This is a genomic window from Geomonas subterranea, from assembly GCF_019063845.1.
GTDB lineage: Bacteria > Desulfobacterota > Desulfuromonadia > Geobacterales > Geobacteraceae > Geomonas > Geomonas subterranea.
Genome location: NZ_CP077683.1, coordinates 1693154 through 1718500, shown reverse-complemented (window position 1 = coordinate 1718500; position 25347 = coordinate 1693154). Strand labels below are relative to the sequence as shown.

Below are 25347 nucleotides of genomic sequence, written 5' to 3'. Positions count from 1 at the left end.
GCGGGCGCTCCCCGCGCCCGGCATTGGGAGTCAGATGAACCGCTTGGTAGAAAAGATAGCGCCGCTCGTGCACCGGGTCCTCCCGCTTCTGGAGATCTGCCTGGCCCCCTTCACCTTCCTCGGGGCGCTGCTGTTCGCCTTCATCCGTCGGGCGGGGATCCAGCGCATGCCGCTCACCCGCCGGATCCTCTTCAAGGTCGGGGTGTTCCCTGTCGTCCGCCACTACTACGAACCGCAGTTCGACTGCCGCGGGCTGCGTCACCCCCTGAGCGCCGAGCGGGCACTGCCCGGGATCGAGTGGAACCTTTCCGAACAGCTGCAGATACTGGGTGAGTTTCATTACGCCGATGAGCTCGCCCGCTTCCCGTACGAGCCGACCGGAGAGCTCGAGTACCACTACCGTAACGACTTCTTCTGCGCCGGCGACTCGGAATACCTCTACAGCATGGTGCGCCGCCTGGCGCCCGCGAACGTGATCGAGATCGGCAGCGGCAACTCCACCCTCATGGTGCGCAACGCCATAAGGAAGAACGCGGAGGATAACCCCGGCTACGTCTGCCGTCATCTCTGCATCGAGCCGTACGAGATGCCCTGGCTGGAGAAGGCGGGGGTGGAGGTGCTGCGTCACCGGGTGGAGGAGGTGGACCCCTCTATCTTCTCGACCCTCGGCCCCGGCGACATCCTCTTCGTGGACTCCTCGCACATGATCAGGCCCCAGGGGGACGTCCTCGCCATCTACCTGCAGATTCTGCCCACGCTTCGCCCCGGGGTCGTGGTGCACGTGCACGACATCCTCACGCCGCGGGACTATTTCGAGCAGTGGCTGGTCGACGAGGTGAAGTTCTGGAACGAGCAGTACCTCCTCGAGGCCTTTTTGACCTTGAACCGCGAGTTCAGGATCATAGGCGCGGTGAACTATCTGAAGCAGCACCACTTCGACCTCCTCAGCGCAAAGTGCCCCGTCCTCGGCAGCCATCCCGAGTGCGAGCCCGGCTCCTTCTGGCTGGTCAGGAACTGACGCCGTCATGAAGATCTCCGTCATAACAATCTGCTACAACAGCGCCGCCCAGATCGGGCGCGCCATCGAGAGCGTGCTCGCCCAGAGCCACCCCGAGCTCGAGTACGTCATCGTCGATGGCGGGTCGAGTGACGGCACCGTGGACATCGTGCGTAGCTACGCCTCGCGCGACCCGCGCATCCGCTGGGTCTCCGAGCCCGATGACGGCATTTCCGACGCCATGAACAAGGGGGTCGCCCTCGCCACGGGAGAGATCGTCGCCCACCTGCACTCCGATGAGTATTACCTCGACCCCGGCGTGCTGGCAGAGGTCGCCTCCATCTTCGAGGCGAATCCGGAGCGGGTGTGGCTCACCGGCGGTTTCCACTTCGTCGATCCCTCCGGGCGCTTCCTGCGCGAGATCAAGGTGCGCCGCTACTCGTACCGCAGGCTGATTCATTCCAACATCATCCTGCATCCGGCCACCTTCGTGAAGAGAAGCGCGTTCCTTCAGGTGGGGGGCTTCGATCTCTCGCTGCGCTACTGCATGGACTACCACCTCTGGTTGCGCCTTGGCGCGCTGGGAGACCCGGTCACCGTGAACCACCCCTTGGCCTGTTTCTGCGTGCACGGCGGCAGCCGCTCCACCATGGAAGCGGCCAGCGCCTACGCAGAGGAGTTCCAGGTCCGTCTGGAATTCCTCGAAAAGCGCGGCAGCTGGCAGTTCCCCTACCGGCTCGAGTACCTGGTCAAGAAGGAGTTGAACAGGATCTTCATCAGGAGGCTGATCGCCTTGGCCGGCACGGAGGACGCATGCTGACCCCTCCCAAGGTCTCGGTGGTGATCCCCTGCTACAACCATGGCGCCTTTCTCGACGAGACCGTCGATTCGGTCCTGGCCCAGAGCTTCGCCGATTTCGAGATCATCATCGTCGATGACGGTTCCACCGATCCCGGCACGGTTCGGCTTCTGGAGGGGTACCGGCGCCCCAAGACCACGGTGCTCCGCACCGCGAACGGCGGCGTCTCCCGGGCCAGAAACACCGGGATAGCGCGGGCGCGCGGCAGCTACATCCTCCCGCTGGACGCCGACGACCGGATCGCCCCCACCTACATGGAGAAGGCCGTGGCCATCCTCGATGCGCGCCCCGAGGTGGGAATCGTCTACTGCGACGAGGAGAAGTTCGGCGAGGAACAGGGGCTTTGGGACCTGCCGCCCTACGACCCGGTGGCCGAACTCTTCGACAACCTGATCCATCCGGCCGCGTTTTTCAGGAAGAGCGACTGGGCACGGGTGGGTGGGTACAGCCCCATGTTTGTCTACGGGTGGGAGGATTGGGACTTTTGGGTTTCCATGACCCGGCTCAACAAAGAGGTGTCAAAAATCCCAGAGATCCTGTATTATTACCGGGTTCGAAGCGTGTCGCGGGATCATTCGATGTGCTTTGGCCACAAGTTCGCCATGATGGCGCTGATCATCATGAGGCACAAAACGCTTTACCTGCGCCACGCGGGTGCCTTGTTCAAGAAGATCACGTGGTTGGTGCGCAGCAGGCTGGCATCGCCATGACCAGCTCGCCGTCGGTCCAGCGTGGTCGCGGCTGATCCGCCCAGGGAGTTCAATGGAGAAGGCAGCAGACAGGGGATGGGACAAGGTAATCAGGCCGCGCAGCGGCTGGTTCGACGTCGACCCGAAGGAAATCTGGAGATACCGCGACCTGGTCGCCCTCTTTGTCTGGCGTGACTTCGTAGCCGTCTACAAGCAAACCATACTGGGGCCGCTGTGGTACCTGATCCAGCCGCTATTGACCACCCTGGTTTTCACCGTCATCTTCGGTAACGTCGCGAAGCTCCCCACCGAGGGGATCCCTCCCTTTCTGTTCTACCTGTCGGGCGTCGTGGCCTGGAGGTACTTCGCCGACTGCCTGAACAACACCTCGAACACCTTCGTCGCCAACGCGCACATTTTCGGCAAGGTCTATTTCCCGCGCATCGCCGTCCCGGTGTCCGTGGTGATCAGCAGCCTGGTCTCCTTCGGTATCCAGCTCGTGCTCTTTCTGCTCTTCATCGCCTACTACCGCTGGAGCGGAGTGCCTGTCGGGTTGCAGCCCGCGCTGGCTTTGCTGCCGGTTCTCGTGCTGCAGATGGCGGCCCTCGGCCTTGGCTTCGGCATCATCGTTTCCGCCATGACCACGCGCTACCGCGACCTGTCGCACCTGGTCGGCTTCGGAGTGCAGCTCTGGATGTTCGCCACCCCCGTGGTGTACCCCTCGTCGTCCGTTCCTGCCCAATGGCGCTGGCTTCTCGACTTGAACCCCATGGCTCCCGTGGTGGAACTCTTCCGCCACGCCTTCCTCGGGGGGGCTCCGGTCCCCCTTGCCGGCTGGCTGCAGAGCCTTGCCGCCACCGCTGCAGTCCTGCTGGTCGGGGTATTGCTGTTCAGCCGCGTGGAAAAGACCTTCATGGACACCGTCTAGATGACCCAGCCCGTTATACAGGTAGATCATATGTGGAAACAGTACCGGCTGGGCGTCGTGAACCATCACACCCTCGCCCTGGATCTGCAGAGCTGGTGGTCCAGGGTGCGCCGCAGGGAGGACCCCAACTCCATCGTCGGCGGGTCGTGCGCGCGGCACGGGGGTGACCAGTTCTGGGCGCTCAAGGACGTGAGTTTCGAGGTGAGGCAGGGGGACGTCCTTGGCATCATCGGCAGAAACGGCGCCGGCAAGTCCACCCTTTTGAAAATCCTCTCCCGGGTGACCGCCCCTTCCAGGGGGGAGGTGCGCTACAAGGGGCGCATCGCGAGCCTCCTCGAGGTCGGAACCGGCTTCCATCCCGAGTTGACCGGACGGGAGAACGTCTTTCTGAACGGCGCCATCCTCGGCCTGAGCAAGGCCGACATCCGGAAAAGGTTCGACGAGATCGTCTCCTTCGCCGAGATCGACGCCTTCATAGACACCCCGGTGAAGCGCTACTCCTCCGGGATGTACGTCCGCCTCGCCTTCGCGGTCGCGGCACACCTCGACCCCGAGATCCTGGTGGTGGACGAGGTGCTGGCGGTGGGAGACGCCCAGTTCCAGGCCAAGTGCCTCGGCAAGATGCAGGATGTCGGAACCCAGGGGCGCACCGTGCTCTTCGTGAGCCACAACATGCAGGCGATGCGCCAGCTGTGCGGACGCGCCATCCTGCTGAGGGAAGGGGAGATCGTGGTCGATGGCACGCCGCAGGCGGCCATCGAGGAGTACCTGCGGGAGGGTAGCCGGGGTGCCGACTGCGGGAGCCTGGACCAACTGTTGCGGGACCTCCCCGCGGACCCGGTTTTCCGCTTCGACCGGATAGCGCTCAGGCAGCATGGGCGGGACGTCCAGCAGAGCGTCGAGAACGGCACGGCGCTCGAGGTGGAGATCGCCTATCAGGTCCTGCAAAGGACCTCGGGGCTGCGCGTCTTCCTCGACCTGTACGACGACCAGGGGACGCTCCTTTTCAGAAGCTTCAACGACGAGGACGGCGACGGCATCCCCACCGTGGAGGCCGGCGGCTTCCTCTCCAGGGTGGAAATCCCCGCCGACCTCCTGGCGCCGACCAGCTATACCCTTAAGATCTTCGCCACCATTTTCAACGTGCGGACCTGCTACCCGGATGGGATCTCCATCCCGCTGCGGGTGGAGCGCACCGGCAAGGCCAACCGCGCCTATCCGGCGGAGCCGATCCGCGGCAAGCTTGCCCCCTGGCTGCGCTGGGAAACGATCACGACGAGCAAAGGCGGTACGACCTGATGATACGGGCAATCGGGAGGAGGGTGGCCGATACGGTCACCGGCAGGAAGTTCAGGCACCTGGACAGCGCGGTGATCGAGCTGAACCACTTCAGGGAACTGATGAAGGTCTACGGCTGGCGGCAGGAGCCGCTGCTGGACCGCCCCGACATGTACGACTTCGACTACGTCGAGGACGTCAACGAGCGGCGCATACGGGACGCCGAGAGTCTCGCCACGGTGATGCGCAACGTCTCCCCCAAAGTGGCCCTCGAGATAGGGACCGCCAACGGGATGGCGACGCTGCTCATGTCTGTGAACGCCCCGGAGACCAGCATCTTCACCATCAACATCCCCCCCGAGGAGCTGGCGGCGGGAGGGGGGGGGACGCTCACCACCGTGGCGATGGAGCGCGAGGTGATCGGCAGCGCCTTCCGGGAGCGCAACCGGAGCAACATCACCCAGATCTACGCCAACAGCGCGACCTGGACCCCCGACATCGGCACAATCGACGTCGCTTTCATCGACGGCTGCCACGACACCGATTACGTCTTCAACGACACCAGGAAGATCCTGCCCCACATGCGCCCCGGCGGCTTCATCATCTGGCACGACTTCAACCCGCACCTGGTGAAGAAATACCCCTGGATCGACTCCGTCTGCCTCGGCGTCGAGAAGCTCTACCGCAAGGGGCTCATCGGCGGACGGATCTTCCACATCCGCGATTCGTGGATGGGGATCTGCCGGGTTCCGGAATAAAGGTTTTATGCACGATCTTAAAATCCTATACGGCTACTCGTGGTTCGGCTCTCAGGCCTATGGCAACGTCCAGGACCAGTGCCTCGCCTATTTCCGGCGGCTCCAGGAGGCCGGTTTCGACGTGGAGGGGTTCTGCCTGACCCTCAACCCTCCGGGACCCTGCCTCGGCTTCAAGGAGCTCGATCAAAGATGGCGCCGGGGCGACAGGACCCTCTTAAAGATGTACGAGAGACTGGCGAGGGCGCTCGAGGGGAAGGACGTCCTGATCAATGGCCCCGGCATAAACCTGCACCCGGAATTCGTCGCCGGCCTCCCGGTCTTCACCGTTTTCCAGTGCTTCGACGACCCGGAGAACTCCGACAACCTTTCCCGCCCCGTGGCGGCGGCGTACGATCTCTGCCTGGTGGGAAACATAGCCGAGGTCGAAACCTACCGCGGCTGGGGGGCGAAGAACGCCGTCTGGGCGCCGATGGGGCTGCAGCCCGGTATCTACGACCCGTCCCTCACCTACGAGGAGGTGCTGACCGGGGAGCGCGACATCGATCTGTTCATGATGATGGACCGTGAGGCCCCCTGGAGAAAAGAGCGGCTGGACCGGCTCGCCGCCGCCTTCCCCGATGCCGATTTTTACGGCAACGGCTGGCCGCGCGGCTTTCTCCCCAACGAGCGCGAACTCTCCTTTTTGCGCCGCGCGAAGATCGGCCCCAACATCCACAACTCGACCGGACCCATCAACTACCGGACCTTCTATCTTCCCGCCAACGGCGTCCTGCAGGTATGCGACAACAAGGGGCACCTGGGGGAGATCTACCGGCTCGGGGAGGAGGTGGTGGGGTTCGACACCGTCGATGAGTGCATCGAGCTCTGCCGGTACTACCTGGCACACGACGAGGAGCGCAGGATCATCGCCGCGAACGGCTGGAAGAGGGCCGTCACCGATTACAGCGAGATCGCGGTCTTCAAAAGGGCGATCGGGAACATCACCGCCGGCATCTCCGGTGACGAGAAACAGCGGAAAACGATCGCTCTGCCAGGGAGAAGGGTGGCAGGGAGGATGGCGGACGCCGTCAGGAGCGTGGTGAACCTCTGCCGCGGGGGGAAGGCGCAAGACGGCTCCGGCAGGGACGGTGACGCGTGAGCGCGCCGGTAACGCTGCACGTAAGCGATACGCTGCTCAGCCTGATGCGGGAAATTTCCGTCGAGCAGGCGGCGTTGATCGGCGCCGACCCGCCGCGGGCCTACCAGAATTACTACCTCGATTTCGCCGCCCACTTCCAGGCCCAGTACCCCGTCGGGGCGGGACTTGGGATCGACCGGACCATGAGCGTCCTCGAGGTGGGGTCGGGTATCGGGACCCGCTGCCTGCTCGGGACCGGGCTCTTCGGGGGGAGCTTCACCGGCATCGAGCCCTGCGCCAACTCCTACGCCATGCTCGGGAGGGCGATCCAGGAAATGAAGGCGTTGAACCCGCACCTCGACTACCGGTACCTCAACGCCGGGGGGGAGGATACCGGTCTCCCTTCGGAAAGTTTCGACGTCATCCTGAGTTTCGAGGTGATGGAGCACGTGAGGGAACCGGAGCAGGTGCTCCGGGAGATGTACCGGCTACTCAAGCCCGGCGGGAGGCTTTTTCTCTCCACCTGCAACTACGACTCCTTCTATGAAGGGCACTATAGATGCCTTTGGTTTCCCTTTCTGAAGGGACGTCTGGGCGAGGCGTACGCCGGGATGCGTGGGTACAACCCGGGCTTTGTGCGTGAAATCAACTTCATCACCAAGCGGTCGCTGCTGCGGGGGCTGTCCCGGGCCGGCTTCACCGGTGTCTCCCCGTGGCGCGGTCGTCAGGTGGCTCCCGCACCGCCGCTGAGAGTCGTCTTCCCTGAGGGGTATGCTCCCGAATCGGGACCGCTCAGGAAATCATTCGCCGGGAACCTGATCCAGAACCGCAAGGTGCATGCCCTTTTGTCCCGGTTCGACAGGGAATACAAGCTCTACATAGAGGCCACCAAGTGACACTTAGGAACCTGCTGCAGCGCCTGCTGATACGCCGGGCACCCGGAGGGGAGCGCCAGGACCTGCATAGCCGCAACGTGGGAGACAACCTGCTGGAGTGGCCCGAAAGGGCTGAGGAGGCCGTCCGCCTCGCCCGGGAGCACCTCCCACCCCATGGCGCCCGGGTTGCGGACTACGGTTGCGGCAGACAGACCCTGCGGCGGATCATTCCTGCGGATTGGGACTACACCCCGTACGACTACTGCAGCCGGTCCTCGGACACCGTCATCTGCGATTTCAACGCGGGAGAACTTCCGCCCGGCTGTTTCGACGCCATCTTCTGCATGGGTGTCCTGGAGTACCTCGACCACCCCCTGGAGTTGCTGGCGCACGCCATCGGGAACGCCTCCTTCGTGGTCTTTTCCTACAACGGCTTCACCACCGCCGAGCGCAGGAACCTGCAGGGATGGAAAAACGACCTCGCCTGGGAGGAATTTGACAGCTTGTTCGTCCGCCTCCAGGCGCCCGTGCTCGCCAAAAAGCACCTCGGCAACAACGAATGGATCTACGTCGTAAAAGGGAACTATGAAACTTGCGCTTCTGACCGCAGCCGTTAACGGGGACAACTCCGGCGACGCGATTATAGAGTCCGCCGTGACCCGGCTGGTGCCCGCCGGCGAGGTGCTGCGTTTTCCTTTGACCTCGCCGCTTGGCGATGAGGAACTGGCGGCCATCAACGGCTGCGACGCACTCATCATCTGCGGAACCAACCTGTACCAGCACGTTTTCGCCTGCAATCTCACCGCGGCGGTTGTGGAACGGATCTGCATCCCCGTGATCCCCTTCGGTATCGGCAGCAGTGCGGCGATAGGCGCCATTCCCAAAATGAACCGGGAAGGGGTCGACGCGGTGCGGGCCATCCACAGGAAATGCGTCGTCTCCGGGGTGCGGGATGAAGCCTCGCTGCGCTTTCTTCGCTCCATAGGGGTCGACAACGTGGTGTTAAGCGGCTGTCCGGTACTGTTTCACGGTCTTGGCTGCCCCGACTTCACCCCGTCCGGCGAGGGGTACACGCTCACCCCGCGAGCCCGGCTGCTCCACATAGAGGACGCCTGGAACGCGCGGCAGCGGGAGACGCTTGAATTCCTGTGCCGCCGGTATCACCCCTCCGTCGTGCTGCAAAGCCCCTACGACATCCCGGTAGCGGAGGACCTCGCCCACAAGTACGGGGTGGAAATCCTCATGGACCCGGCCTGGCAGGCCGGTCTCTACCTGGACATCGTGCGCAGGCAGCAGGTCAATCTCGGCTTCAGGCTCCACTTCGCCATGCTCTCCATAGCCTACGGAAAGCCCGCCTACCTCGTGTCCCACGACAGCCGGGCCGCGGAGTTCTGCAAGCTGGTCGGGCTCCCCCTTCTCGACATAAGGAACTACAGCGATCACGCGCTCGCCAGGGACATCGACGCGCGCGTGTTCGATGCCGACCGCGTCAGAAGGAATTGGGACGCGCTCTCGGTCAGGATGGCGGAGTTCCTGGCAGCCAACGGGCTCCCTTCGGCCCTGGTCCCTGCCGCCGCGGTTCCTGCCGTGAATGACGCGGTGCGCCCAAAGCCCAGGAGAAAGCCGCGCATCCTCATGCTGGTGGACGTCAAGGGGTGGGCCTTCGACATTTCGGCGCGAAAGCTGGCGCGCGCGCTGGGCGACCGTTTCGAGTTCGATATCAGGTACGTCAAAGAACAACCGTCGCTGGACCCTTCCCGTTACGACCTCTTGTACGTCTTCTTCTGGGGGGAGACCTGGCACCAGCAGTTCGGCTTCGCCCCCGAACGCACCATCAAGGAGGTGTCGAGCCACCGCTGGGAAGACCCGTTGTACGGCTCATGCACGCCGGAAGAGATGGTCTCGAGCTACCTTGGCGACGCCGGTACGGTCATCTGCACCTCGCTTCGTCTCACCGACCTCGTCAAGCCGTTCCACCCCAGGGTGCGCCACACCCCCAACGGGTTCTCCCACGTGCTGTTCCACCGCGACCGCGAGAGGACCGGTCCCCTTACCATAGGATGGGCGGGTAACGTCAATGACGAGGTGAAAGGGTACCGGGACATCCTGGAGCCCGCCTGCCGCGACCGGTTCAGGCTCTTGGCCGCGGGCGGCGCCCTTTCCCACGGCAGGATGAACCGCTTCTACAACAAGCTCGATGTCCTCGCCGTATGCTCGCGCCACGAGGGAGAGCCCCTGCCACTGCTGGAGGCGATGGCCGCAGGCTGTTTCCCGGTCTGCACCGACGTCGGCATCGTCCCAGAACTGGTCCAACACGGCGTCAACGGCCTCATCGTTTCCGAGCGCACCCCGGAGGCCTTCGCCGAGGCTTTCGCGTGGTGCGAGGCGAACCTCGATCGCGTGCGTGAAGCCGGGCGGGAAAACGCGCGGCTGCTGCGGCGTGAGCGCAACTGGGAGGTGTGCGCCTCGTCCTTCGGGCGTGTCTTCGACGAGGTGTACGAGGAGGTCTCCCGCCCCAGGTTCAGAAACGACGACGTCTCCTGGGACACCTCGCTGCCGGAATTCCGGCGCTTCTGCGGCGTGTTCCACAAGCACGGTTTGCGGCAGGTGCACGGGGTAACCCTCAGGGGGTGCACCAACACCATGTACCGCCACGGAGATACCCCCGTCGAGTACGAGGGGTACGACACGGTCGCCAACCTGGAGAACGGCGTGATCCGGACCCTTTCCACCGGCCGTTTCGAGGAGAGGCGGGATCTTATCGACTACCTGAACACCATACCGGACGAGATCGCGCTACACGGCCTGTACCACACCGATTACTCCCGGATGACCGCTGAAGAGCAAAGAGAGGACATCGAAGCCGGGCTCCTCATCCTGCGGCGTCTGTTCCCGGAGAAGCGAATCGCGTTTTTCATCGCACCGTTCAACCGGACCAACGACGCGACCTTCGAGGTCTGCAGGGAATTCGGCCTCCAGGTGCTGAGCGCCGACGGGGTCCATCTGGAATCCGTGCTTCCCGCGTTGGAGCTGGAAAGGGAGACCTGGTACCGCTACCACCACCACAGGTTCTACCCGGAAAGCGTGTTCAGCTACTACGACCTCTCGGTCGAACTACTCGACGCCGCCCTGGCGAGGGCGGTCGCCCGGTACCAGGCCCGGCCGGTTGAGAAGGGCGGCCTGGTCACCAGCCTGCGCCGGTTGGCAGCCGGGCTCGCAGGGTAAGGAGCAGGTTCAGAGTGCTGCGCAAGATCAGGAGATACCTCGACGAGAGAAAAAGCCGCATCGACCTCCCCGCCGATACCGTGCGGGAGGTGATTGAAAGGCACCGCGCCGGAGAGTGGTTCTTTTACGCCTTTTCCGGCCGGGCGGGGAGGTGGTACGTCTGCGAACCGTCCCTGTGGGTCGCGCGGAACCTGCCAAGGCGTAGCGCCATCTTCGAAACCGGTTGCGGCTGCGGCCTGAACCTGATCTGGTTCTCGCAAAAGGGGTATCGCAACCTGAAAGGAAGCGACCTTTGCGCCGCGGCGATCGGCGCGGGAGAGGAGCTGGCGCGTCTGGCACACGCCCCGGTCGAGTTGTGGCAGGATGACGCACTTGCTCCCGTGCGACTGCCGGAAAAGGCGGACCTGCTCCTCGCGCTCAACTGGACCTACCACGTTGAGGGCTTTGACCTGGGCGCCTTTCTCGTTCGCTACGCCGCGGTCCTCACCGACAGGGGGCACCTCATCGTGGATGTCATCGACACCTCGTATGACCGGGCCGTGAACAACCAGTACTTGAGCTCCGACTGGAACAAGCCGGTCGCGGAGCGTGCGCCGACCGAGTACAAGAAGCGGTATTCCCCTTTAGAGGTGCAGGCCTTCGCCGCCGGCGCGGGTTTCGAGATCCGGCACACCATCCGTCGCGACCATGAAATCATCCCGAGGGTCGTCTACATACTGAGGAAACATTGAAAAGCGGGGGAACAGATAACAGCCTCGAGGGGGCGCGCATACTTTTCGTGTTCGGCAACCTCGAACTGGGCGGCGCCGAGCGCCAGGGCCTGCTCCTCGGGAGGTACCTGAAAGAGCGGCACGGGGCCGACGTGCGGGTGCTGGGGCTTCAGGAGGGGAATGGTCGCCTTTCAGAACTCTGCGACGAAGCGGACATCCCGTGGGAGGGGACAGGCGTTTCGTGGCGGTGGGAGCGCCGCCACATCCCGGCCAACCTGCTCGAACTGCGCCGGTTCGCCGCGCTATTGAAACGTCAAAAGCCGGACCTGCTGATGCCCTACACCTTCTTTCCCAACGTCCTTTGCGGCCTCGCCTGGAGGTTCACCGGGGCGAAGCTCTGCGTCTGGAACCAGCGCGACGAGGGCTTCTGTCTGGAGCCGGAGCTCTGGCGCAGTCTCGCGGCGCGCCTGACACCCTGTTTCATCTCCAACTCGGACAAGGGGAGGGAGGCGCTGCTGAGCGCGTTCCCGGTTTCTCCCGACAAGGTCGCGGTGATCACGAACGGGATACTGCCGGCGCGGCCGCTGTCGGGTAGGGGGGAATGGCGCGGGCGGATCGGCCTTTCCGAAGAGGCGTTCGCTGCCTGCATGGTGGCCAACGTGCATGCGCAGAAGGACCACGAGACGCTCCTGCGCGCCTGGCGCATCCTCGCCGACCGTCAGCCGCAGGGGGCGCCGGCGCCGGTCCTGCTGCTGGCCGGGCGGGTGGACCAGGGGGACCAGGTGCGAAACCTCGTCGACTCCCTTGGCCTTGTCGATACCGTCAGATTCCTCGGGGAGGTGGGGGACGTCGCCGGTCTTTTGAGCGCCGCCGACCTCTGCGTGCACAGTTCCAGAAGCGAGGGGCTCCCCAACGCGGTCCTGGAGGCGATGGCCTGCGGCCTGGCGGTGGTGGCGACCGACATACCCGGAATCCGTGAGGCCGTCGGGCCGCAAGGGCTCCGCTTCCTCGCGCCTGCTGGTGACGCGTCGGCGCTGGCCGGACGGATCGCGCAACTGCAGCAGGACCCGCCCCTGCGCGCGACGACCGGCGCAGAGATGAGAGCGCGCGTGACCGAGCGATTCGACGCGGAGGGGGCATGGCGCGAGACGGTGAGCTTCATCGGGAGCAGGTGGCCATGAAGGCGCTCCTGCACGAGATCCTGTTCAGGCTGGGCGCCATGCTGGCCCTGCTCATACCTCTGCGCAACGATTCGGGGCTCTTCTTCTTTTTCCCCTGCTACCACGTCGGCGGAGCCGAGAGGGTGCACGCCGATATCCTGAGGCTGCACGGCGACAAGATGCCGTGGATAGTCATCACCAACAGGTCCGAGACTTCCGCGTTGAAGGAGGAGTTTTCCGCCTGCGGCAGGCTGCTCGACCTGTCCTGGCCCGCCGGCAGGAGGGGATTCGAGACCATCCTCACCGGGTACCTCGCCGCCTGCATCAACCGCTGCGCCAGCCCCGTCGTGTTCGGCTCCAACAGCAGTTTCTATTACCTGCTTTTGCCGCGCCTGCACCAACGCGCACGCTGCGTCGACCTGATCCACGCCTTTGGCTGCGGAACGGAGACGGTGAGCTTGCCGTACGTGGAGCGCCTCGACCGCCGCGTGGTCATCAATGAGAAAAGCCGGATCGACCTGGTCGAGCTTTACCGTCAGCACGGCGTGCGTGCGGAACTGGCGGAGCGGATCGACCTGGTGGAAAACAAGGTGGACGTTCCGGACAACCTCGTGCGCGCGCCCAGGGGCGAGCGGCTGAGGGTTTTGTACGTCGGCAGGGGCACCAGCGAGAAGAGGGCGCACCTCGTGGGGCGCGTCGCCCGGGCCTGCGTGCGAATGGGGGTGCCGGCCGAGTTCACGCTGATCGGCGACCTCGCCGATGCCTACCCGGCCGGCGCTGACCGCGAGGGGCTGCGTTTCATCGGCGAGCTGCATGATCCCGCAGAGATCAAGGCGCACTACCGGCAGAACGACCTCCTGATCCTTCCTTCGAGCCGGGAGGGGTTTCCGATGGTCATCATGGAGGCGATGGCTCACGCCGTCGTGCCACTGGCGACCGCTGTAGGGGGGATACCGTTTCATCTGCGCGACGGTGAGAACGGCTGCCTCGTCGAGGAGCGTGCCGATGAGGCAGCTCTCGTGGAGGCTTTCGCTGCGCTCATCGCGCGGCTGCACGCGGATCGCGCGCTTTTGGAGCGGTTGTCCGCTGCCGCCTGCCACTACGCCGCTGCTCGCTTTCGGGGCGAAGGGTTCGACCGCTACTATCGCGCTCTGTTCGAGAGCGCGCGGCCCTAGCGCAGCGCATGCGGCAGGCGAGGGCGGATCGACCAAAACGAAGGACTGGAAGAAAGGGAGAGTGCCGTGTTCCATAAAATCGCATCCAGGCTGAACCGTCTGTGCCATCGGGTTCTTGCCCGTTCCGCCACGCGCAGGCAGTTTGACCTGCACGAACTCAAGGCTGCCGGTTACTATAGCCAGTGCGGGCAGGATCAATGGGTCGCCGAGGTGTTGTGCAAAGACTCCGTCACCAAAATCTTTGTGGATATCGGCGCGAACGACGGCATCAGCTTCAGCAACACCTGCCACCTGGAGCGCAACCTGGGGTGGACCGGTATCGCCGTGGAACCGATCCCGGAGGTGTTCCGGAAACTCAAGGCGAACAGGGGGGGGATCCTCGTCAACGCCTGCATCGCCGCCAAGCCGGGGACGGCGAAATTCCAGGTCGTTTCCGGGTACGCCGAGATGCTGAGCGGGCTGGTCGACGAGTACGACCCCCAACACCAGCAGAGGATCGCCGACGAGATCGCGCGACACGGCGGAACCTGCCGCGAGATCGAGGTGGAGTGCTGCAACTTTAACGAACTGCTGGACCGGCATGGCATCAGGAAGGTGGACTATCTCAACATAGACACCGAGGGGGCGGAATACTCGATTCTCAAGACGATAGACTTCCGCCGCTTCGAGATCTCGGTAGTCGGGGTGGAAAATAACTACGACGATTGCCGGATCCCGCTGCTTATGAGGAAAAACGGGTACGTGCTCCACTCGATCGTGGGTGACGAGTTCTACGTGAGGCGGTAGATCACCCGGACGGGATCGCGGACGGAAGCAGTTTTCTGATGATCGGAGCATCGACGTGCAGAGAAAGATACTCATCAACTTCACGGGTTTTTGGCATTCCAACGACCACGACGTCATACGGCGCCACAACCCGTTGTACCGGCTTCTGTCCAAGCGGTTCGAACTGGTGCTGACCGACCGCCCGGACTTCCTCATTTACTCCTGCTTTGGCGGCGACTCCGGGTACGACTATCTCAGCTACGATTGCGTCCGGATTTTCTACACCGGCGAGAACATCCGCCCCGATTTCGACGACTGCGACTACGCTTTCAGCTTCGACTACCCCGTCACCGACAGGAATTACCGTCTACCCCTGTATGGACTGGACTGGCAGTTGCACAGGACGACGGAAGATGTCGACGTCGATGCCATCATGCGGCAACAAAGGAAGTTCTGTAACTTCGTCTACTCCAACGACCGGGCCAGGGAGCGGATGGAGTTCTTTGACCGGCTGCAGCAGTACAAAAGGGTCGATTCGGGGGGGAAGGTCCGTAACAACATAGGGCATCTCGTCGGGGACAAGCTGGACTTCCTCGGCAACTACAAGTTCACCATCGCCTTCGAGAACGAGTCCCACCCGGGGTACACCACGGAGAAGCTCCTGCACGCCTTTATCGCCCGTACCGTCCCGATTTACTGGGGGAACCCGCTGGTCGGCCGCGATTTCAACCCCAAGGCCTTCATCAACTGCCACGATTACGGCAGCTTCGAGGAGGTCGTGGCGAGGGTGGCCGAGATCGACCGGGACGACGACCTCTACCGTGCCTATCTCTCGCAGCACTGTTTCGCAAACGGTCAAGACAACGAATTCATCAACGAGAAAAATGTCCTGGACCGGTTTGACCAGATTTTTTCCCATCCCCATCCGGTGCGCAAAGCCAGGAAGACGGATTTCATAAAGCGGGCGCAGCTCAGGCTGCAGTTGTGGGCCGGGAGAACGTCCGATTCGCTGCGTGCCAGGTTGAGCCGCTAACGGTTGCGGCGGCATGAAGATCGGGGCTTTGGCGCCTGTTGCGGTGAGAGTTGAAGTTGCAAAGAAATGGCAGGAAGAGGTGACACATGTTTGACCCTAGCGGATCGTTAACGCTCTCGGTCGTAGTATGCACATACAACCGCTCCGACATCCTCGGCTCCTGCCTGCAGTCGCTGGCGGCACAGAAGGCGGAACCGGAAAAATTTGAAGTGGTCGTCGTGGACAACAACTCCACCGACAGAACCTTTGAAATCGCCACCTCCTTTGCGGAACAGTTTCGCAATTTCCGGGTCATCAGCGAACCCAAACAGGGGCTCAGTAACGCCAGGAACCGCGGCTGGCTGGAGGCGCGGGGAGACTACGTCGCCTACATCGATGATGACGCCATCGCCTACGAGGGGTGGGTCTCCGCCATCTGCGACTTTGTCGGGAGGCGTCCGGAGGTCGGGGTGTTCGGTGGTCCCTTCGATGGCTTTTATCTGTCCGATCCTCCCGGGTGGTTTCCACCCGAGTACGGCTCCCTCGATATGGGGAGCGAGGAGAGGCCCATAGCCATCGGCAAGGAATGGATCATCGGTCTCAACATGGTGTTCAGGAAAGAGCTCTTGCCGCGCTTTGGCGGGTTCAGCGACAAACTGGGGATGAACGGGACTACGACCGCTTTCGGGGAGGAGATCAACCTTTTCCTGCTGATGCACGAGGGGGGGGAGCAGATTTTTTACGTTCCTTCGGTTCGGGTGCGTCATCTGGTACGGCCGGAAAAAACCTCTCTTTTCTACCTGATCAGCGCCGGATATCTCAGCGGGAGGAACCATGGGCTGACCTTCAGGGTTGAGCGTTCTCTCCGCGAGATCCTCGCATCACTGCTGTTCACCGGCGTGAAGGGCGTCCTGCTCTTTGGCACCGCGTGGCGGAGGCCGTTCAAAAGGACCCTCTATTACGCACTCTCACCGCTTGCCGGTGAACTGGGGGCCCTCATGGAGTACTGCTCAGACAGACGGTCGCGCAAAGCGGTCCAGTAAGACCCTTGCCCGCAGACGCAGCGAGTGGAAAAGGAAGATCATGTCGTATCTGGCCTTTCCCCGGAAGGATCCGCCTCTGTAGAAATTCCTGATGAGCCGCTTGGCGCTCCCCTGAAAGTGCAGGGCATGAGCCCGGTCCATCTGGCCGTTCTCCGCGCGGCACAGAAACGGCGCGCCCCCCTTGAAACTCACTTTCTTGATGCCGCCTTCGACCACGTACTCCCCGGGCTCGGCGTTGTCGCCGAAGTTGATGTTGTGATCGAAAACGTTCCCCCGGTACGGGGCGGCAAGGTTGAGGATGCGGCATCTGTTGGACTGGTAAAAAAGCTCGATGGTCGTCATGTCACAGACGCCGCCGGGAACGCCGTCAGCCAGGTGCTGCTGCCACTTCTGGTCGTAGATCTGCGACGCGCAGCCCTCCAGGAAACTCGCCGCCGCGAACTGGCAGAAATCCTCGATGGCTTCCCTGGTCCAGTAGCTTATGTGTCCTGAAGCGGGTCCCCCCGGTGGGACGCTCAATCCGCACTCCCAGTCCACGCCGTCATAGCAGCGCCGGATATCCTCCAGGGAGCTGTAAAGGAGCACGTCGGAATCCAGGTACAGTACCGAGTCCGCCTGCTCCTTGCGCATGAAGTTGCGCAGGTAGAACCACCGCTCCCAGCAAAAAAGCTCGAATGCCTCAGGGTTGGTGGATCTGTGAACGTAGTTAGCGCGGAAGCTGTCGATGTCGTCGCTGGCGAGATTTTCGATCTGCTCGAACTGGATCAGGTCGTCTTCACCCCCGGTATCCCCGATCAGCACCACGGCCGACGATGGATTTAACTGCTTCGCCTGGTGCAGGACATAGGGAAGGAAAAAACTCCGCCCGGTATTTATGAACACTATCCTGGTGTCACGATTCACGCTGTACCCTTTGCGCTTGCGGTAGATGGGGACGACAACCGGAATCTACGCGAGTTGCATGATGATCTCAAGGATTTTGTCGCCACGCGGGTGCCCCGTTTCGGATGCCCCCGTCAGGAGGTTCGTGTTGATGTCATTGATTAGAATAAGAATGCGCAGGTCAATAAGCGTCATATACCATGAGCTTTACTGCATCGCCTGCTGCCTGCTGGGTAAGGCGAAGGTGCGGCTTTTCTTCGACAAGGAGCGCACCAACAGGGTGGAACTCGGGGCCGATGTGAAGAGAAGCGGCTTCATGCTGGTGGACCTGAACATCAAGGCCCCGTACCCCTATGACCTGAGGGCGGGGCTGCCGTTTCCGGATGCATCCATAGACTTCATCTACGCTGAACACGTGCTCGAGCATTTCGATCATGACCAGGTTCACCTGCTGCTCGGAGAATGCCGCCGGGTCATGAAGCCGGGTGCTACCTTAAGTGTCTGCGTTCCCGACGCCGGCATCTTCCTTGACGGGTACGCGCATCCGGATCAATTCGATGTCGGGCGGTTTTGCCAGCATCCAACCCTGGATTTCAGCGTCAGGATAAACTACGTCAACTACATGTTTTACATGGATGGCTTTCACCGTTACATGTTCGACGAGGAAAACCTGCTGCGCACGCTGGAGAGCGCCGGCTTTGTCGATGTCGCTTCGCGGGAGTTCGATCCGGACCTGGATCAGCAGGTGAGGCGGCATGAATCCATCTACGCCACTGCCCGGAAGCGTGGGTGAGGGAGCGCGAGCGTGATGGTGCGACACCTGCTGGCTGGTGCAGCGTGACGATGGCGCCTTCGAAACCCTTTGTCATCCAAAATGAAATGCACTATTATCGCTGAGATTTTTCGTAAAAGGGATTCTGATGACAACGTGGCAGATGCGATCGCCGGTAGCCTTCTTCATATTCAACAGGCCCGATACCACCGCGCGTGTTTTCGAGGCCATCCGGAAAGCAGCTCCGCCCACGTTGCTTGTGATAGCCGATGGCCCCCGCTCCGACCGCGAGGGGGAAGCGGAGAAGTGCGCCGCCGCCCGCGCCATCGCTTCCAACGTAGACTGGCCTTGCCAGGTGCTGCTCAACTTCTCCGACGTGAATCTTGGCTGCAAGCGTCGTATCTCCTCAGGTATGGACTGGGTTTTCGGGACGGTCGGGGAGGCGGTGATACTCGAGGACGATTGCGTGCCGGAGCCCACCTTCTTCCGCTTTTGCGACGAGCTGTTGGAGAAATTCCGGGATGACGACCGGGTCGCCATGATCAGCGGCAACAACTTCCATGGCGACAGCGCGGAGATCACGGAGAGCTACTACTTTTCGCGCCGCCCGCACATATGGGGCTGGGCGACCTGGCGGCGCAGTTGGCGGCGCTACGACGTGGAAATGAAATCGTGGCCCGCGGTGAAAAAAAGTGGCTGGCTGAAGCAGCTCTTTCCGCAAAGAGCGGTGGCCCGTTACTGGAGGGTGCTCTTCGACGCCGTTCACCGGGGTGATATCGACACCTGGGACCACCAGTTCACCTATTGTTGCTTCCTGCATGACACCCTTTGCGTCATGCCTGCGGTCAACCTGGTTTCCAACATCGGTTTCGGCGAGGAAGCCACTCATACCAAGGCCGTGACAGAACATGCCGGTCTGCCTACCCGCGCCATGGCGTTCCCGCTGTTGCACCCCTGCGAGATGAAGCGCAACGTCTTGCTGGACAGCCAACTCGAGGAATCGATTCACATGCCGCTGCGCCAGGCGCTGCTATTGGGACGCACGGCTGCCAGGTTGCGGCGCCTGTTGCGCCGTGAGCCGCGATAGCGTTCCCACCGAGGGGCCAGTGAAAGTTCTCCTGCTCAACACATTTTACGGGGAAGGCGGCGCTGCGCGTGCTGCCGCCCGTCTGCATTCTGCTCTGCGTGACGCCAGTGTCGACGCGCACATGCTGGTGCAAAAGGCGCCCGCTGAGCGCTACCCGCAGGTCCACGCGCCCCAAAGCCTGACGGAGAGGGTCTCGGCGCTGTTGAAGCCACCCCTGGAGACGCTTCCGCTCTCGTTGTACCCCAGGCGCAGCCGGGCCCCTTTTTTCGCGAACCTCCTGCCCGATCACGTTCTTCCGCGGCTCAGGCACATCGATCCGCAACTGGTGCATTTGCACTGGGTAAGCGCGGGATTTTTGCGCATCGAGACGATCCCGAAGTTGCGTCGCCCCATGGTCTGGACCTTGCACGACTCCTGGGCCTTCACCGGAGGGTGTCACCTCCCCATGGATTGCCGGCGCTACACCGGCACTTGCGGGCGCTGTCCGGTTCTAGGGTCGAACTGCGAGATGGATCTCTCCCGCTGGACCTGGCGCAGGAAGGCCAAGGCGTGGCAAGGGGTGCCGCTCACGGTTGTCACCCCGAGCCGCTGGCTGGCCCGCTGCGCGAAGGAGAGCGCCCTGTTCAGGGACCTGCGCGTCGAAGTGATCCCCAACGGGCTCGACCTGACACGGATTCCGGGCGTCACCAGGGATACCGCACGTGAGATGTTCGGGTTTTCGCCCGACAAGAGGTACATCCTCTTCGGGGCATTCAGCGCTACCAGTGATAAAAACAAGGGCTTCCAGTATCTTGCCCCAGCTTTGGCCAAGCTCCGCGAAGCAGGCTTCGGAGCGGAATGCGAGATCGTCGTGTTCGGTTCGCCGGAGCCGGAGGATGCCCCCGACTTTGGGCTGAGAACGCACTACCTTGGTTACCTTCACGACGAACTCACCCTGAACCTCCTGTACAGTGCGGTTGACCTGTTCGTCGCCCCTTCCATGCAGGAGAACCTGCCCAACACGATCATGGAGGCCATGGCCTGTGGAACGCCGTCCGTTGCCTTCAATGTCGGGGGGATCCCGGATCTGGTAGACCACAAGGTGAACGGTTTCCTTGCCACCCCCTTCCAACCCGAGTCGCTCGCCGAGGGGATGGCCTGGGTGCTGAAGCGTGAGGTCCCGTCTGAAGTTCTCGACGCCGCTTGCCGTCAGAAAATCGCACGGCAGTTCGACATCGTCACCTGCGCTGAAAGGTACCTTCGCCTCTACGAAGAACTCGTTTCTTAGGATGGATTCGCCTTCCCCGTTTTTTCGCATCCTCGCTGCACATTCTTGATCTGCGTCAAGTCCCCCCCTTTTAGCCGCGCCTATACTGAATCACACAAGAGAAGCGCCTGAGGGCAGACCGAAAGCGGTAAGGAGATGTGACGATGTCTAGACTGATCGATGAGTTGAAAAAGGACCACGTGGCAATCGAGGAGATGCTCAACCGCGTGAAGGATACCAGCATTACCAACAAGGAGGCGCACAGGCTCCTGTTGACAGCGCAATCGACGCTGCTGGCACATCTGCGCAAGGAGGACGCGCAACTCTACCCGGTGCTGAACAAAGCCGCCCAGACCGACCAGGGGTTGAAGCGCACCGTGGATTTTTACGCCAAGGATATGGAAGAGATCTCCGGCAATGCCGTAGCCTTCTTCAAGAAATACTCCCCGGATGATGCCGTGATCGACATCGAGTTCGCCAAGGCACTGGGGAGACTCTTCGCCACCATCTCCCGTAGGCTGCGCAGTGAGGAAAACACCCTTTATTCAGCCTACGACAAACTGCAGCACTGACCACTTCCGTGCCTGGAACCATGGGGCGCGCGCCTCACTGGTTCCAGGTTATTTACCGCGTGGGCCGTTGTCCCCGTCGCCGTAAAAATTCACGCGCTTGTTCCTTTACAACACATGCACGATCGGGTATTTTGTCTCGCTTGAATCGGTGTAATTAAAGGAGCGTTTCTCGTGGGTATTTTTGAGGCGATAGTACTTGGCATCGTGGAGGGGTTGAGCGAGTTCCTTCCCGTATCTTCCACGGGGCATCTCATCCTGGCGTCGGCCCTTTTGAAGCTGCAGCAGTCCGAGGCGCACAAGGTGTTCGAGGTGGTCATCCAACTGGGTGCCATGCTCGCCGTCGTCGAGGTGTACCGCAAGCAGCTGTTCGCGCGCCCCGACCTGGTCAAGAAAGTATGCTTCGCCTTCCTTCCCACCGGCACCATCGGTTTCCTGCTCTACAAGCTGGTGAAGTCGTTCTTCCAGCCTTCGCTGGTAAGTTACATGCTGATCGTCGGCGGGGTCGCCTTCATCGTCATCGAGTTCTGGATGAAAGACCGCCCTGCCACCACCCACACCCTGGATGAGATCAGCTACCGGCAGGCCTTCTCCATAGGTCTTGTACAGTGTCTCTCCATGGTACCGGGCGTCTCGCGTTCAGGGGCTACCATCATGGGGGGATTGCTGTTCGGCCTGGACCGGAAGGATGCCGCCGAATTTTCCTTCCTGCTGGCGCTTCCCACCATGTTCGCCGCCACCTGTTACGACATCTACAAGAACTACACGGTTTTTCATGCTGCGGACTGGCAGAACATCGCCGTTGGTTTCGTCACCTCGTTCATCTTCGGTGTGATCGGCATCAAGGCGCTCTTGAAGTTCGTCACCAGCCACACCTTCATCCCCTTCGGCATCTACCGCATCGTGGTCGGGGTGCTGTTTCTGGTTTTTCTCTTCTAGGCGTGGCCTGCTAGGGGCGTCAGGCAGGAGGAGGTGGCGAAGCACCGGCTGGGGCATCGCCCTCACCCCGACCCTCTCCCGGAGGGAGAGGGGGGATAGATTGTCGCAGTAATGGATGGTCCGTATTTCCATGAGCTCCGTGTCTCCCCCTCGCCCTTTGGGAGAGGGGCAGGGGTGAGGGTTCCCACCTGCGTAAAACTATTTAACCAACTCCAGGTAAATCTTTTCCAGCACAACTTCCGTGTTTGTCAGCACTTCATCATCCCAAAATCTGAGCACCGTAATTCCCAGCGTATTCAGCTTCTTTGTCCTCTGTTCGTCGCTCGCCGCTGCCTCCGGGGCGTTATGCTCCCCACCATCAAGCTCAACGCACAGCCCCGCCTCGTGGCAAAAGAAATCGAGGATGTACCCGGCAACCGGGTGCTGTCTGCGAAACTTGAAGCCTAACCTCCTATTTCTCAGCAGCAGCCAGAGCAGGTTTTCCGCATCAGTCTGGTTACCTCTGAGAGAGCGGGCGAAGTCCCGCAGCCCTTCCGGAAGTTTCGAGTAGGTCGCTTGTGGCATCGCCCTCACCCCGGCCCTCTCCCACAGGGAGAGGGAGAATTGTTGATGTGCTGATGGTTCCTTTTTTCTTTAAGTGAATGTCCACCCCTCGCCCTATGGGAGAGGGGCAGGGGTGAGGGCCTTGCCAGGAAGCGGCCGGTGCCGTACTGCAACACCCCTCACCCGGCCTTCGGCCACCCTCTCCCAGGGGGAGAGGGGGCTCACCTGGGCGCGAAACCAGCTGCAGTTTCAGTTTCGCCCCGCGGAAGAAGACCTGCCTGTGGCAGCGACCCATTAAACGTCCACCCCTCGCCCTATGGGAGAGGGGCAGGGGTGAGGGCCTCGCCAGGAAGCGGCATGGTGCCGTACTGCAACACCCCTCACCCGGCCTTCGGCCACCCTCTCCCAGAGGTAGAGGGGACTCACAGACGCTAAACCAGCAGCAGCTTGAAACCGGCGATGGTGAGGACCAGCGAAAGGACACGCATGATGGTGGGGACGGGGAGGTGACGGCTACCGAGCAGCGAGCCGACCACGCCGCCCAAAACGGCGCTGCCGGCCAAAAGGGGTGCGTAACCGGGTATCGCCTGCACCCCGCTCAAATGCCCAAGCAGACCCGCTCCTGAGTTGACCAGAATGAAAAGCGCGGCAACCGCCGACACCTCCCTCGGTTCACCCCATTTGAACAGCAACAAAAGCGGACTCAGGAAAATGCCGCCCCCGACGCCGGTGAGGCCGGAGAGAAGCCCGAGGGCGGCCCCGATGAAGAGGGCGGTGGGGGTGGCAGGGGGAGTGGTGCCCACGGCCCCCTGATTTTTCTGCAGCAAGAGGCGCGACGCCGAGAGAAGCAGCACCACCCCGACCAGCGGCCGGTAGATGTGAGAGGGGAGGGTGAGGTAGCCACCCAGGAAGCTGAAGGGAATCGAGGTGGCCGCGAAGGGCCAGAAAAGACGCCACGAGAAATGCCCGGCGCGGGCGAAGGAAAAGGTGGCGATTCCCGCCACCAGGAGGTTCAGGGTGAGCGCGGTAGGCTTGAACACTTCCGGCGCCACGCTGAAAAGCGCCAGCACCGCGATGTACCCCGAGGCGCCGCCGTGCCCCACGCACGAGTAGAGGACCGCAACCAGCAGGGTGCACAACAACATCGGTATCAGAAGTTCCAGGATCATGTAACCCTCTGGTGGTTTGACCGCGGCTCAGCGCCACCGCCCTTCAGTGTTGTTGCCGACTTGCCTGTTCAACCACCGGGAGAAGATACCATACTTCCCCGGCGCTGTCCCATGCGCCCGCGTTAACAGGGCATCTCCGCGTTTTCCCGCGAGTAGCAATACCAGGTGAGGGCGATACAGCTCACGTAGAAGGCGAGGAAGCCGTAGAGTGCGCCCTGCGGTCCGCCGGTCAGCGTTATGGAGCTGCCGAAGGCCTTGGGGATGAAAAAGGCGCCGTAGGCCGCGAACGCGGAGCAGAACCCGAGCACCGCCGCTGCCTCCTTCGCCGCCTCGGCCGCGGCCCTGGCTTGAGCTTCGCGCCTGACGTCCCCCGCCGCGCGCTGCCGCTCGGTCAGGAAGATCACCGGGATCATCCTGAAGGTCGATCCGTTCCCGATACCGGTCGTGATGAACATGGCGATGAACATGGCCAGGAATCCCCAGAAATTGCCAGGGTTCCCCTGGGCGGGGAGGTAGTGCAGAACCCCGAAGGCGGCGGCGGTCATGGCGACGAAGTTCCAGAAGGTGACCCGGGCGCCTCCGACCTTGTCGGCGATCCAGCCGCCAAGCGGCCGGCACAGCGCCCCCACCAGAGGCCCGAGGAAGGCGTACTGCATCGGGTTGACGGTCGGGAACTGTGATTTGATCAAGAGCGGCAGACCGGCGGAATAGCCGATGAACGATCCGAAGGTGCCGAGGTAGAGCCAGCACATGATCCAGTTGTGTTTGCGCTTGAAGATGACCGACTGCTCCTTGAACGACGCCCTGGCCTCCGCGATGTCGTTCATGCCGAACCATGCGGCCAGGGTGGAGAGCACGATGAAGGGGACCCACACGAAGCCCGCATTCTGCATCCAGACCGAGGTGGAGACACCCTTGATGACGCAGACCTGGGGATCCCCGCACAGGGCGCCGAACATCCCCCCCGTAATCACCAGTGGCACCAGGAACTGCATGGCGCTCACCCCGAGGTTGCCAAGGCCCGCGTTGAGTCCGAGGGCGGTACCCTTGAGCGTCTTCGGGAAGAAGAAGCTGATGTTGGACATGCTGGAGGCGAAGTTGCCGCCGCCGAGGCCGCACAAAAAGGCCAGCAGCAGCATGGTGCTGTAGCTCGTGCCCGGGTCGCGCACGGCGAATCCGATGCCGACAGCCGGGATCAGGAGCGACGCGGTGCTGATGGTGGTCCAGGTCCTGCCCCCGAAGATGGGGACCATGAAGGAATAGAAGATGCGCAGCGTCGCGCCGGAGAGGCCCGGCAGCGCCGCCAGCCAGAACAGCTTGTCCGCGTCGAGGGAAAACCCGATCGACTGCAGGTTTACCACGACGACGCTCCAGACCATCCAGACAGCGAAGGAAAGGAAGAGGGACGGGATGGAGATCCAAAGGTTTCGGTAGGCGATGGCCTTACCCTGCTGCTCCCAGAACTGTGCGTCCTCCGGGGTCCATACTGCCAATACGCGTGACGACATCATCCCTCCAAATATTTCTCAAATGGTCCATTGCTTCATTC

Annotated in this window: 25 protein-coding genes; 21 read left to right on the top strand and 4 right to left on the bottom strand. The window is 62.3% G+C overall.

The window, feature by feature from the left end:
* Window positions 1–34: 34 nt before the first annotated feature.
* The 16 genes from KP001_RS07405 (at window position 35) to KP001_RS07330 (ending at window position 16591) form a co-directional block, all read left to right on the top strand.
* Entirely contained in the window at window positions 35–1018 is a 984-nt protein-coding gene (locus tag KP001_RS07405) for a class I SAM-dependent methyltransferase (protein ID WP_217288893.1), read from the top strand.
* Between the two features lie 7 nt (window positions 1019–1025).
* The gene (locus tag KP001_RS07400; protein WP_217288892.1) at window positions 1026–1817 is read left to right on the top strand and encodes a glycosyltransferase family 2 protein; all 792 of its coding nucleotides are present in this window, start codon (window positions 1026–1028) and stop codon (window positions 1815–1817) included.
* Complete coding sequence (locus tag KP001_RS07395; protein WP_217288891.1) at window positions 1811–2566, top strand: glycosyltransferase; 756 nt, start codon at window positions 1811–1813, stop codon at window positions 2564–2566. Before KP001_RS07400 ends, KP001_RS07395 begins: the two co-directional genes overlap by 7 nt.
* Window positions 2567–2618: 52 nt before the next feature.
* Complete coding sequence (locus tag KP001_RS07390) at window positions 2619–3473, top strand: ABC transporter permease (RefSeq protein ID WP_217288890.1); 855 nt, start codon at window positions 2619–2621, stop codon at window positions 3471–3473.
* A gap of 30 nt (window positions 3474–3503) precedes the next feature.
* Window positions 3504–4772: an ABC transporter ATP-binding protein gene (locus KP001_RS21940; protein ID WP_239027927.1), complete on the top strand. Its 1269-nt coding sequence runs from the start codon at window positions 3504–3506 to the stop codon at window positions 4770–4772.
* On the top strand, window positions 4772–5509 hold the full coding sequence (locus KP001_RS07380; protein ID WP_217288889.1) for a class I SAM-dependent methyltransferase: 738 nt from the start codon (window positions 4772–4774) through the stop codon (window positions 5507–5509). Before KP001_RS21940 ends, KP001_RS07380 begins: the two co-directional genes overlap by 1 nt.
* A 7-nt stretch (window positions 5510–5516) precedes the next feature.
* Window positions 5517–6647 (top strand): glycosyltransferase family protein, encoded by a 1131-nt coding sequence (locus KP001_RS07375; RefSeq protein WP_217288888.1) that lies wholly within the window; start codon window positions 5517–5519, stop codon window positions 6645–6647.
* Window positions 6644–7522 carry a class I SAM-dependent methyltransferase gene (locus tag KP001_RS07370; RefSeq protein ID WP_217288887.1) on the top strand — a complete coding sequence of 293 codons (879 nt, stop codon included), beginning with the start codon at window positions 6644–6646 and terminating at the stop codon, window positions 7520–7522. Before KP001_RS07375 ends, KP001_RS07370 begins: the two co-directional genes overlap by 4 nt.
* On the top strand, window positions 7519–8118 hold the full coding sequence (locus KP001_RS07365) for a class I SAM-dependent methyltransferase (protein ID WP_217288886.1): 600 nt from the start codon (window positions 7519–7521) through the stop codon (window positions 8116–8118). The genes KP001_RS07370 and KP001_RS07365 overlap by 4 nt, the downstream gene beginning before the upstream one ends.
* On the top strand, window positions 8087–10726 hold the full coding sequence (locus KP001_RS07360) for a polysaccharide pyruvyl transferase family protein (protein WP_217288885.1): 2640 nt from the start codon (window positions 8087–8089) through the stop codon (window positions 10724–10726). The genes KP001_RS07365 and KP001_RS07360 overlap by 32 nt, the downstream gene beginning before the upstream one ends.
* A 14-nt stretch (window positions 10727–10740) precedes the next feature.
* Window positions 10741–11457 carry a class I SAM-dependent methyltransferase gene (locus tag KP001_RS07355; RefSeq protein ID WP_217288884.1) on the top strand — a complete coding sequence of 239 codons (717 nt, stop codon included), beginning with the start codon at window positions 10741–10743 and terminating at the stop codon, window positions 11455–11457.
* Window positions 11454–12617: a glycosyltransferase gene (locus tag KP001_RS07350; RefSeq protein ID WP_217288883.1), complete on the top strand. Its 1164-nt coding sequence runs from the start codon at window positions 11454–11456 to the stop codon at window positions 12615–12617. The genes KP001_RS07355 and KP001_RS07350 overlap by 4 nt, the downstream gene beginning before the upstream one ends.
* Window positions 12575–13771: a glycosyltransferase family 4 protein gene (locus KP001_RS07345; protein WP_217288882.1), complete on the top strand. Its 1197-nt coding sequence runs from the start codon at window positions 12575–12577 to the stop codon at window positions 13769–13771. The genes KP001_RS07350 and KP001_RS07345 overlap by 43 nt, the downstream gene beginning before the upstream one ends.
* 66 nt (window positions 13772–13837) lie before the next feature.
* Window positions 13838–14557 (top strand): FkbM family methyltransferase, encoded by a 720-nt coding sequence (locus tag KP001_RS07340; RefSeq protein WP_217288881.1) that lies wholly within the window; start codon window positions 13838–13840, stop codon window positions 14555–14557.
* Window positions 14558–14612: 55 nt separating this feature from the next.
* Window positions 14613–15569, top strand: a complete 957-nt coding sequence (locus KP001_RS07335; protein ID WP_217288880.1) for a glycosyltransferase family 10 domain-containing protein — start codon at window positions 14613–14615, stop codon at window positions 15567–15569.
* Between the two features lie 86 nt (window positions 15570–15655).
* Window positions 15656–16591 (top strand): glycosyltransferase family 2 protein, encoded by a 936-nt coding sequence (locus KP001_RS07330; RefSeq protein WP_217288879.1) that lies wholly within the window; start codon window positions 15656–15658, stop codon window positions 16589–16591.
* Here KP001_RS07330 and KP001_RS07325 read toward each other — a convergent pair.
* A complete protein-coding gene (locus KP001_RS07325) occupies window positions 16559–17494 on the bottom strand; it encodes a hypothetical protein (protein WP_217288878.1) in 936 nt (311 codons plus the stop codon). The two genes, KP001_RS07330 and KP001_RS07325, sit on opposite strands and share 33 nt — an antisense overlap.
* 130 nt (window positions 17495–17624) lie before the next feature.
* On the opposite strand from KP001_RS07325, the gene KP001_RS07320 reads away from it, so the two are divergent.
* From KP001_RS07320 to KP001_RS07300, 5 genes are all read left to right on the top strand, one after another.
* On the top strand, window positions 17625–18266 hold the full coding sequence (locus tag KP001_RS07320; protein ID WP_217288877.1) for a class I SAM-dependent methyltransferase: 642 nt from the start codon (window positions 17625–17627) through the stop codon (window positions 18264–18266).
* Window positions 18267–18393: 127 nt separating this feature from the next.
* Window positions 18394–19332 carry a glycosyltransferase family 2 protein gene (locus KP001_RS07315; protein WP_217288876.1) on the top strand — a complete coding sequence of 313 codons (939 nt, stop codon included), beginning with the start codon at window positions 18394–18396 and terminating at the stop codon, window positions 19330–19332.
* A gap of 19 nt (window positions 19333–19351) precedes the next feature.
* The gene (locus tag KP001_RS07310; RefSeq protein WP_217288875.1) at window positions 19352–20599 is read left to right on the top strand and encodes a glycosyltransferase family 4 protein; all 1248 of its coding nucleotides are present in this window, start codon (window positions 19352–19354) and stop codon (window positions 20597–20599) included.
* Between the two features lie 143 nt (window positions 20600–20742).
* The gene (locus KP001_RS07305; protein ID WP_217288874.1) at window positions 20743–21150 is read left to right on the top strand and encodes a hemerythrin domain-containing protein; all 408 of its coding nucleotides are present in this window, start codon (window positions 20743–20745) and stop codon (window positions 21148–21150) included.
* A 171-nt stretch (window positions 21151–21321) separates the two neighbouring features.
* A complete protein-coding gene (locus tag KP001_RS07300; protein WP_217288873.1) occupies window positions 21322–22086 on the top strand; it encodes an undecaprenyl-diphosphate phosphatase in 765 nt (254 codons plus the stop codon).
* Window positions 22087–22284: 198 nt separating this feature from the next.
* Here the strand turns inward: KP001_RS07300 and KP001_RS07295 are convergent, their stop codons facing one another.
* The 3 genes from KP001_RS07295 to KP001_RS07285 form a co-directional block, all read right to left on the bottom strand.
* Window positions 22285–22650, bottom strand: coding sequence for an endonuclease domain-containing protein (locus KP001_RS07295; protein ID WP_217288872.1), 366 nt, complete (start codon window positions 22648–22650; stop codon window positions 22285–22287).
* Window positions 22651–23060: 410 nt separating this feature from the next.
* Window positions 23061–23798, bottom strand: a complete 738-nt coding sequence (locus tag KP001_RS07290; RefSeq protein ID WP_217288871.1) for a sulfite exporter TauE/SafE family protein — start codon at window positions 23796–23798, stop codon at window positions 23061–23063.
* 122 nt (window positions 23799–23920) lie between these two features.
* Window positions 23921–25306, bottom strand: coding sequence for a NarK family nitrate/nitrite MFS transporter (locus KP001_RS07285; protein ID WP_217288870.1), 1386 nt, complete (start codon window positions 25304–25306; stop codon window positions 23921–23923).
* Between the last annotated feature and the right edge of the window lie 41 nt (window positions 25307–25347).

What these genes read in the sequence shown, in the direction of transcription:
- KP001_RS07320 (WP_217288877.1), top strand. Translation starts at nt 17,625, where the DNA reads ATGTCATTGATTAGAATAAGAATGCGCAGGTCAATAAGCGTCATATAC.
- KP001_RS07345 (WP_217288882.1), top strand. Translation starts at nt 12,575, where the DNA reads ATGGCGCGAGACGGTGAGCTTCATCGGGAGCAGGTGGCCATGAAGGCG.
- KP001_RS07390 (WP_217288890.1), top strand. Translation starts at nt 2,619, where the DNA reads ATGGAGAAGGCAGCAGACAGGGGATGGGACAAGGTAATCAGGCCGCGC.
- KP001_RS21940 (WP_239027927.1), top strand. Translation starts at nt 3,504, where the DNA reads ATGTGGAAACAGTACCGGCTGGGCGTCGTGAACCATCACACCCTCGCC.
- KP001_RS07375 (WP_217288888.1), top strand. Translation starts at nt 5,517, where the DNA reads ATGCACGATCTTAAAATCCTATACGGCTACTCGTGGTTCGGCTCTCAG.
- KP001_RS07360 (WP_217288885.1), top strand. Translation starts at nt 8,087, where the DNA reads ATGAAACTTGCGCTTCTGACCGCAGCCGTTAACGGGGACAACTCCGGC.
- KP001_RS07285 (WP_217288870.1), bottom strand. Translation starts at nt 25,306, where the DNA reads ATGTCGTCACGCGTATTGGCAGTATGGACCCCGGAGGACGCACAGTTC.
- KP001_RS07295 (WP_217288872.1), bottom strand. Translation starts at nt 22,650, where the DNA reads ATGCCACAAGCGACCTACTCGAAACTTCCGGAAGGGCTGCGGGACTTC.
- KP001_RS07380 (WP_217288889.1), top strand. Translation starts at nt 4,772, where the DNA reads ATGATACGGGCAATCGGGAGGAGGGTGGCCGATACGGTCACCGGCAGG.
- KP001_RS07400 (WP_217288892.1), top strand. Translation starts at nt 1,026, where the DNA reads ATGAAGATCTCCGTCATAACAATCTGCTACAACAGCGCCGCCCAGATC.
- KP001_RS07290 (WP_217288871.1), bottom strand. Translation starts at nt 23,798, where the DNA reads ATGATCCTGGAACTTCTGATACCGATGTTGTTGTGCACCCTGCTGGTT.
- KP001_RS07405 (WP_217288893.1), top strand. Translation starts at nt 35, where the DNA reads ATGAACCGCTTGGTAGAAAAGATAGCGCCGCTCGTGCACCGGGTCCTC.
- KP001_RS07330 (WP_217288879.1), top strand. Translation starts at nt 15,656, where the DNA reads ATGTTTGACCCTAGCGGATCGTTAACGCTCTCGGTCGTAGTATGCACA.
- KP001_RS07305 (WP_217288874.1), top strand. Translation starts at nt 20,743, where the DNA reads ATGTCTAGACTGATCGATGAGTTGAAAAAGGACCACGTGGCAATCGAG.
- KP001_RS07315 (WP_217288876.1), top strand. Translation starts at nt 18,394, where the DNA reads ATGACAACGTGGCAGATGCGATCGCCGGTAGCCTTCTTCATATTCAAC.
- KP001_RS07395 (WP_217288891.1), top strand. Translation starts at nt 1,811, where the DNA reads ATGCTGACCCCTCCCAAGGTCTCGGTGGTGATCCCCTGCTACAACCAT.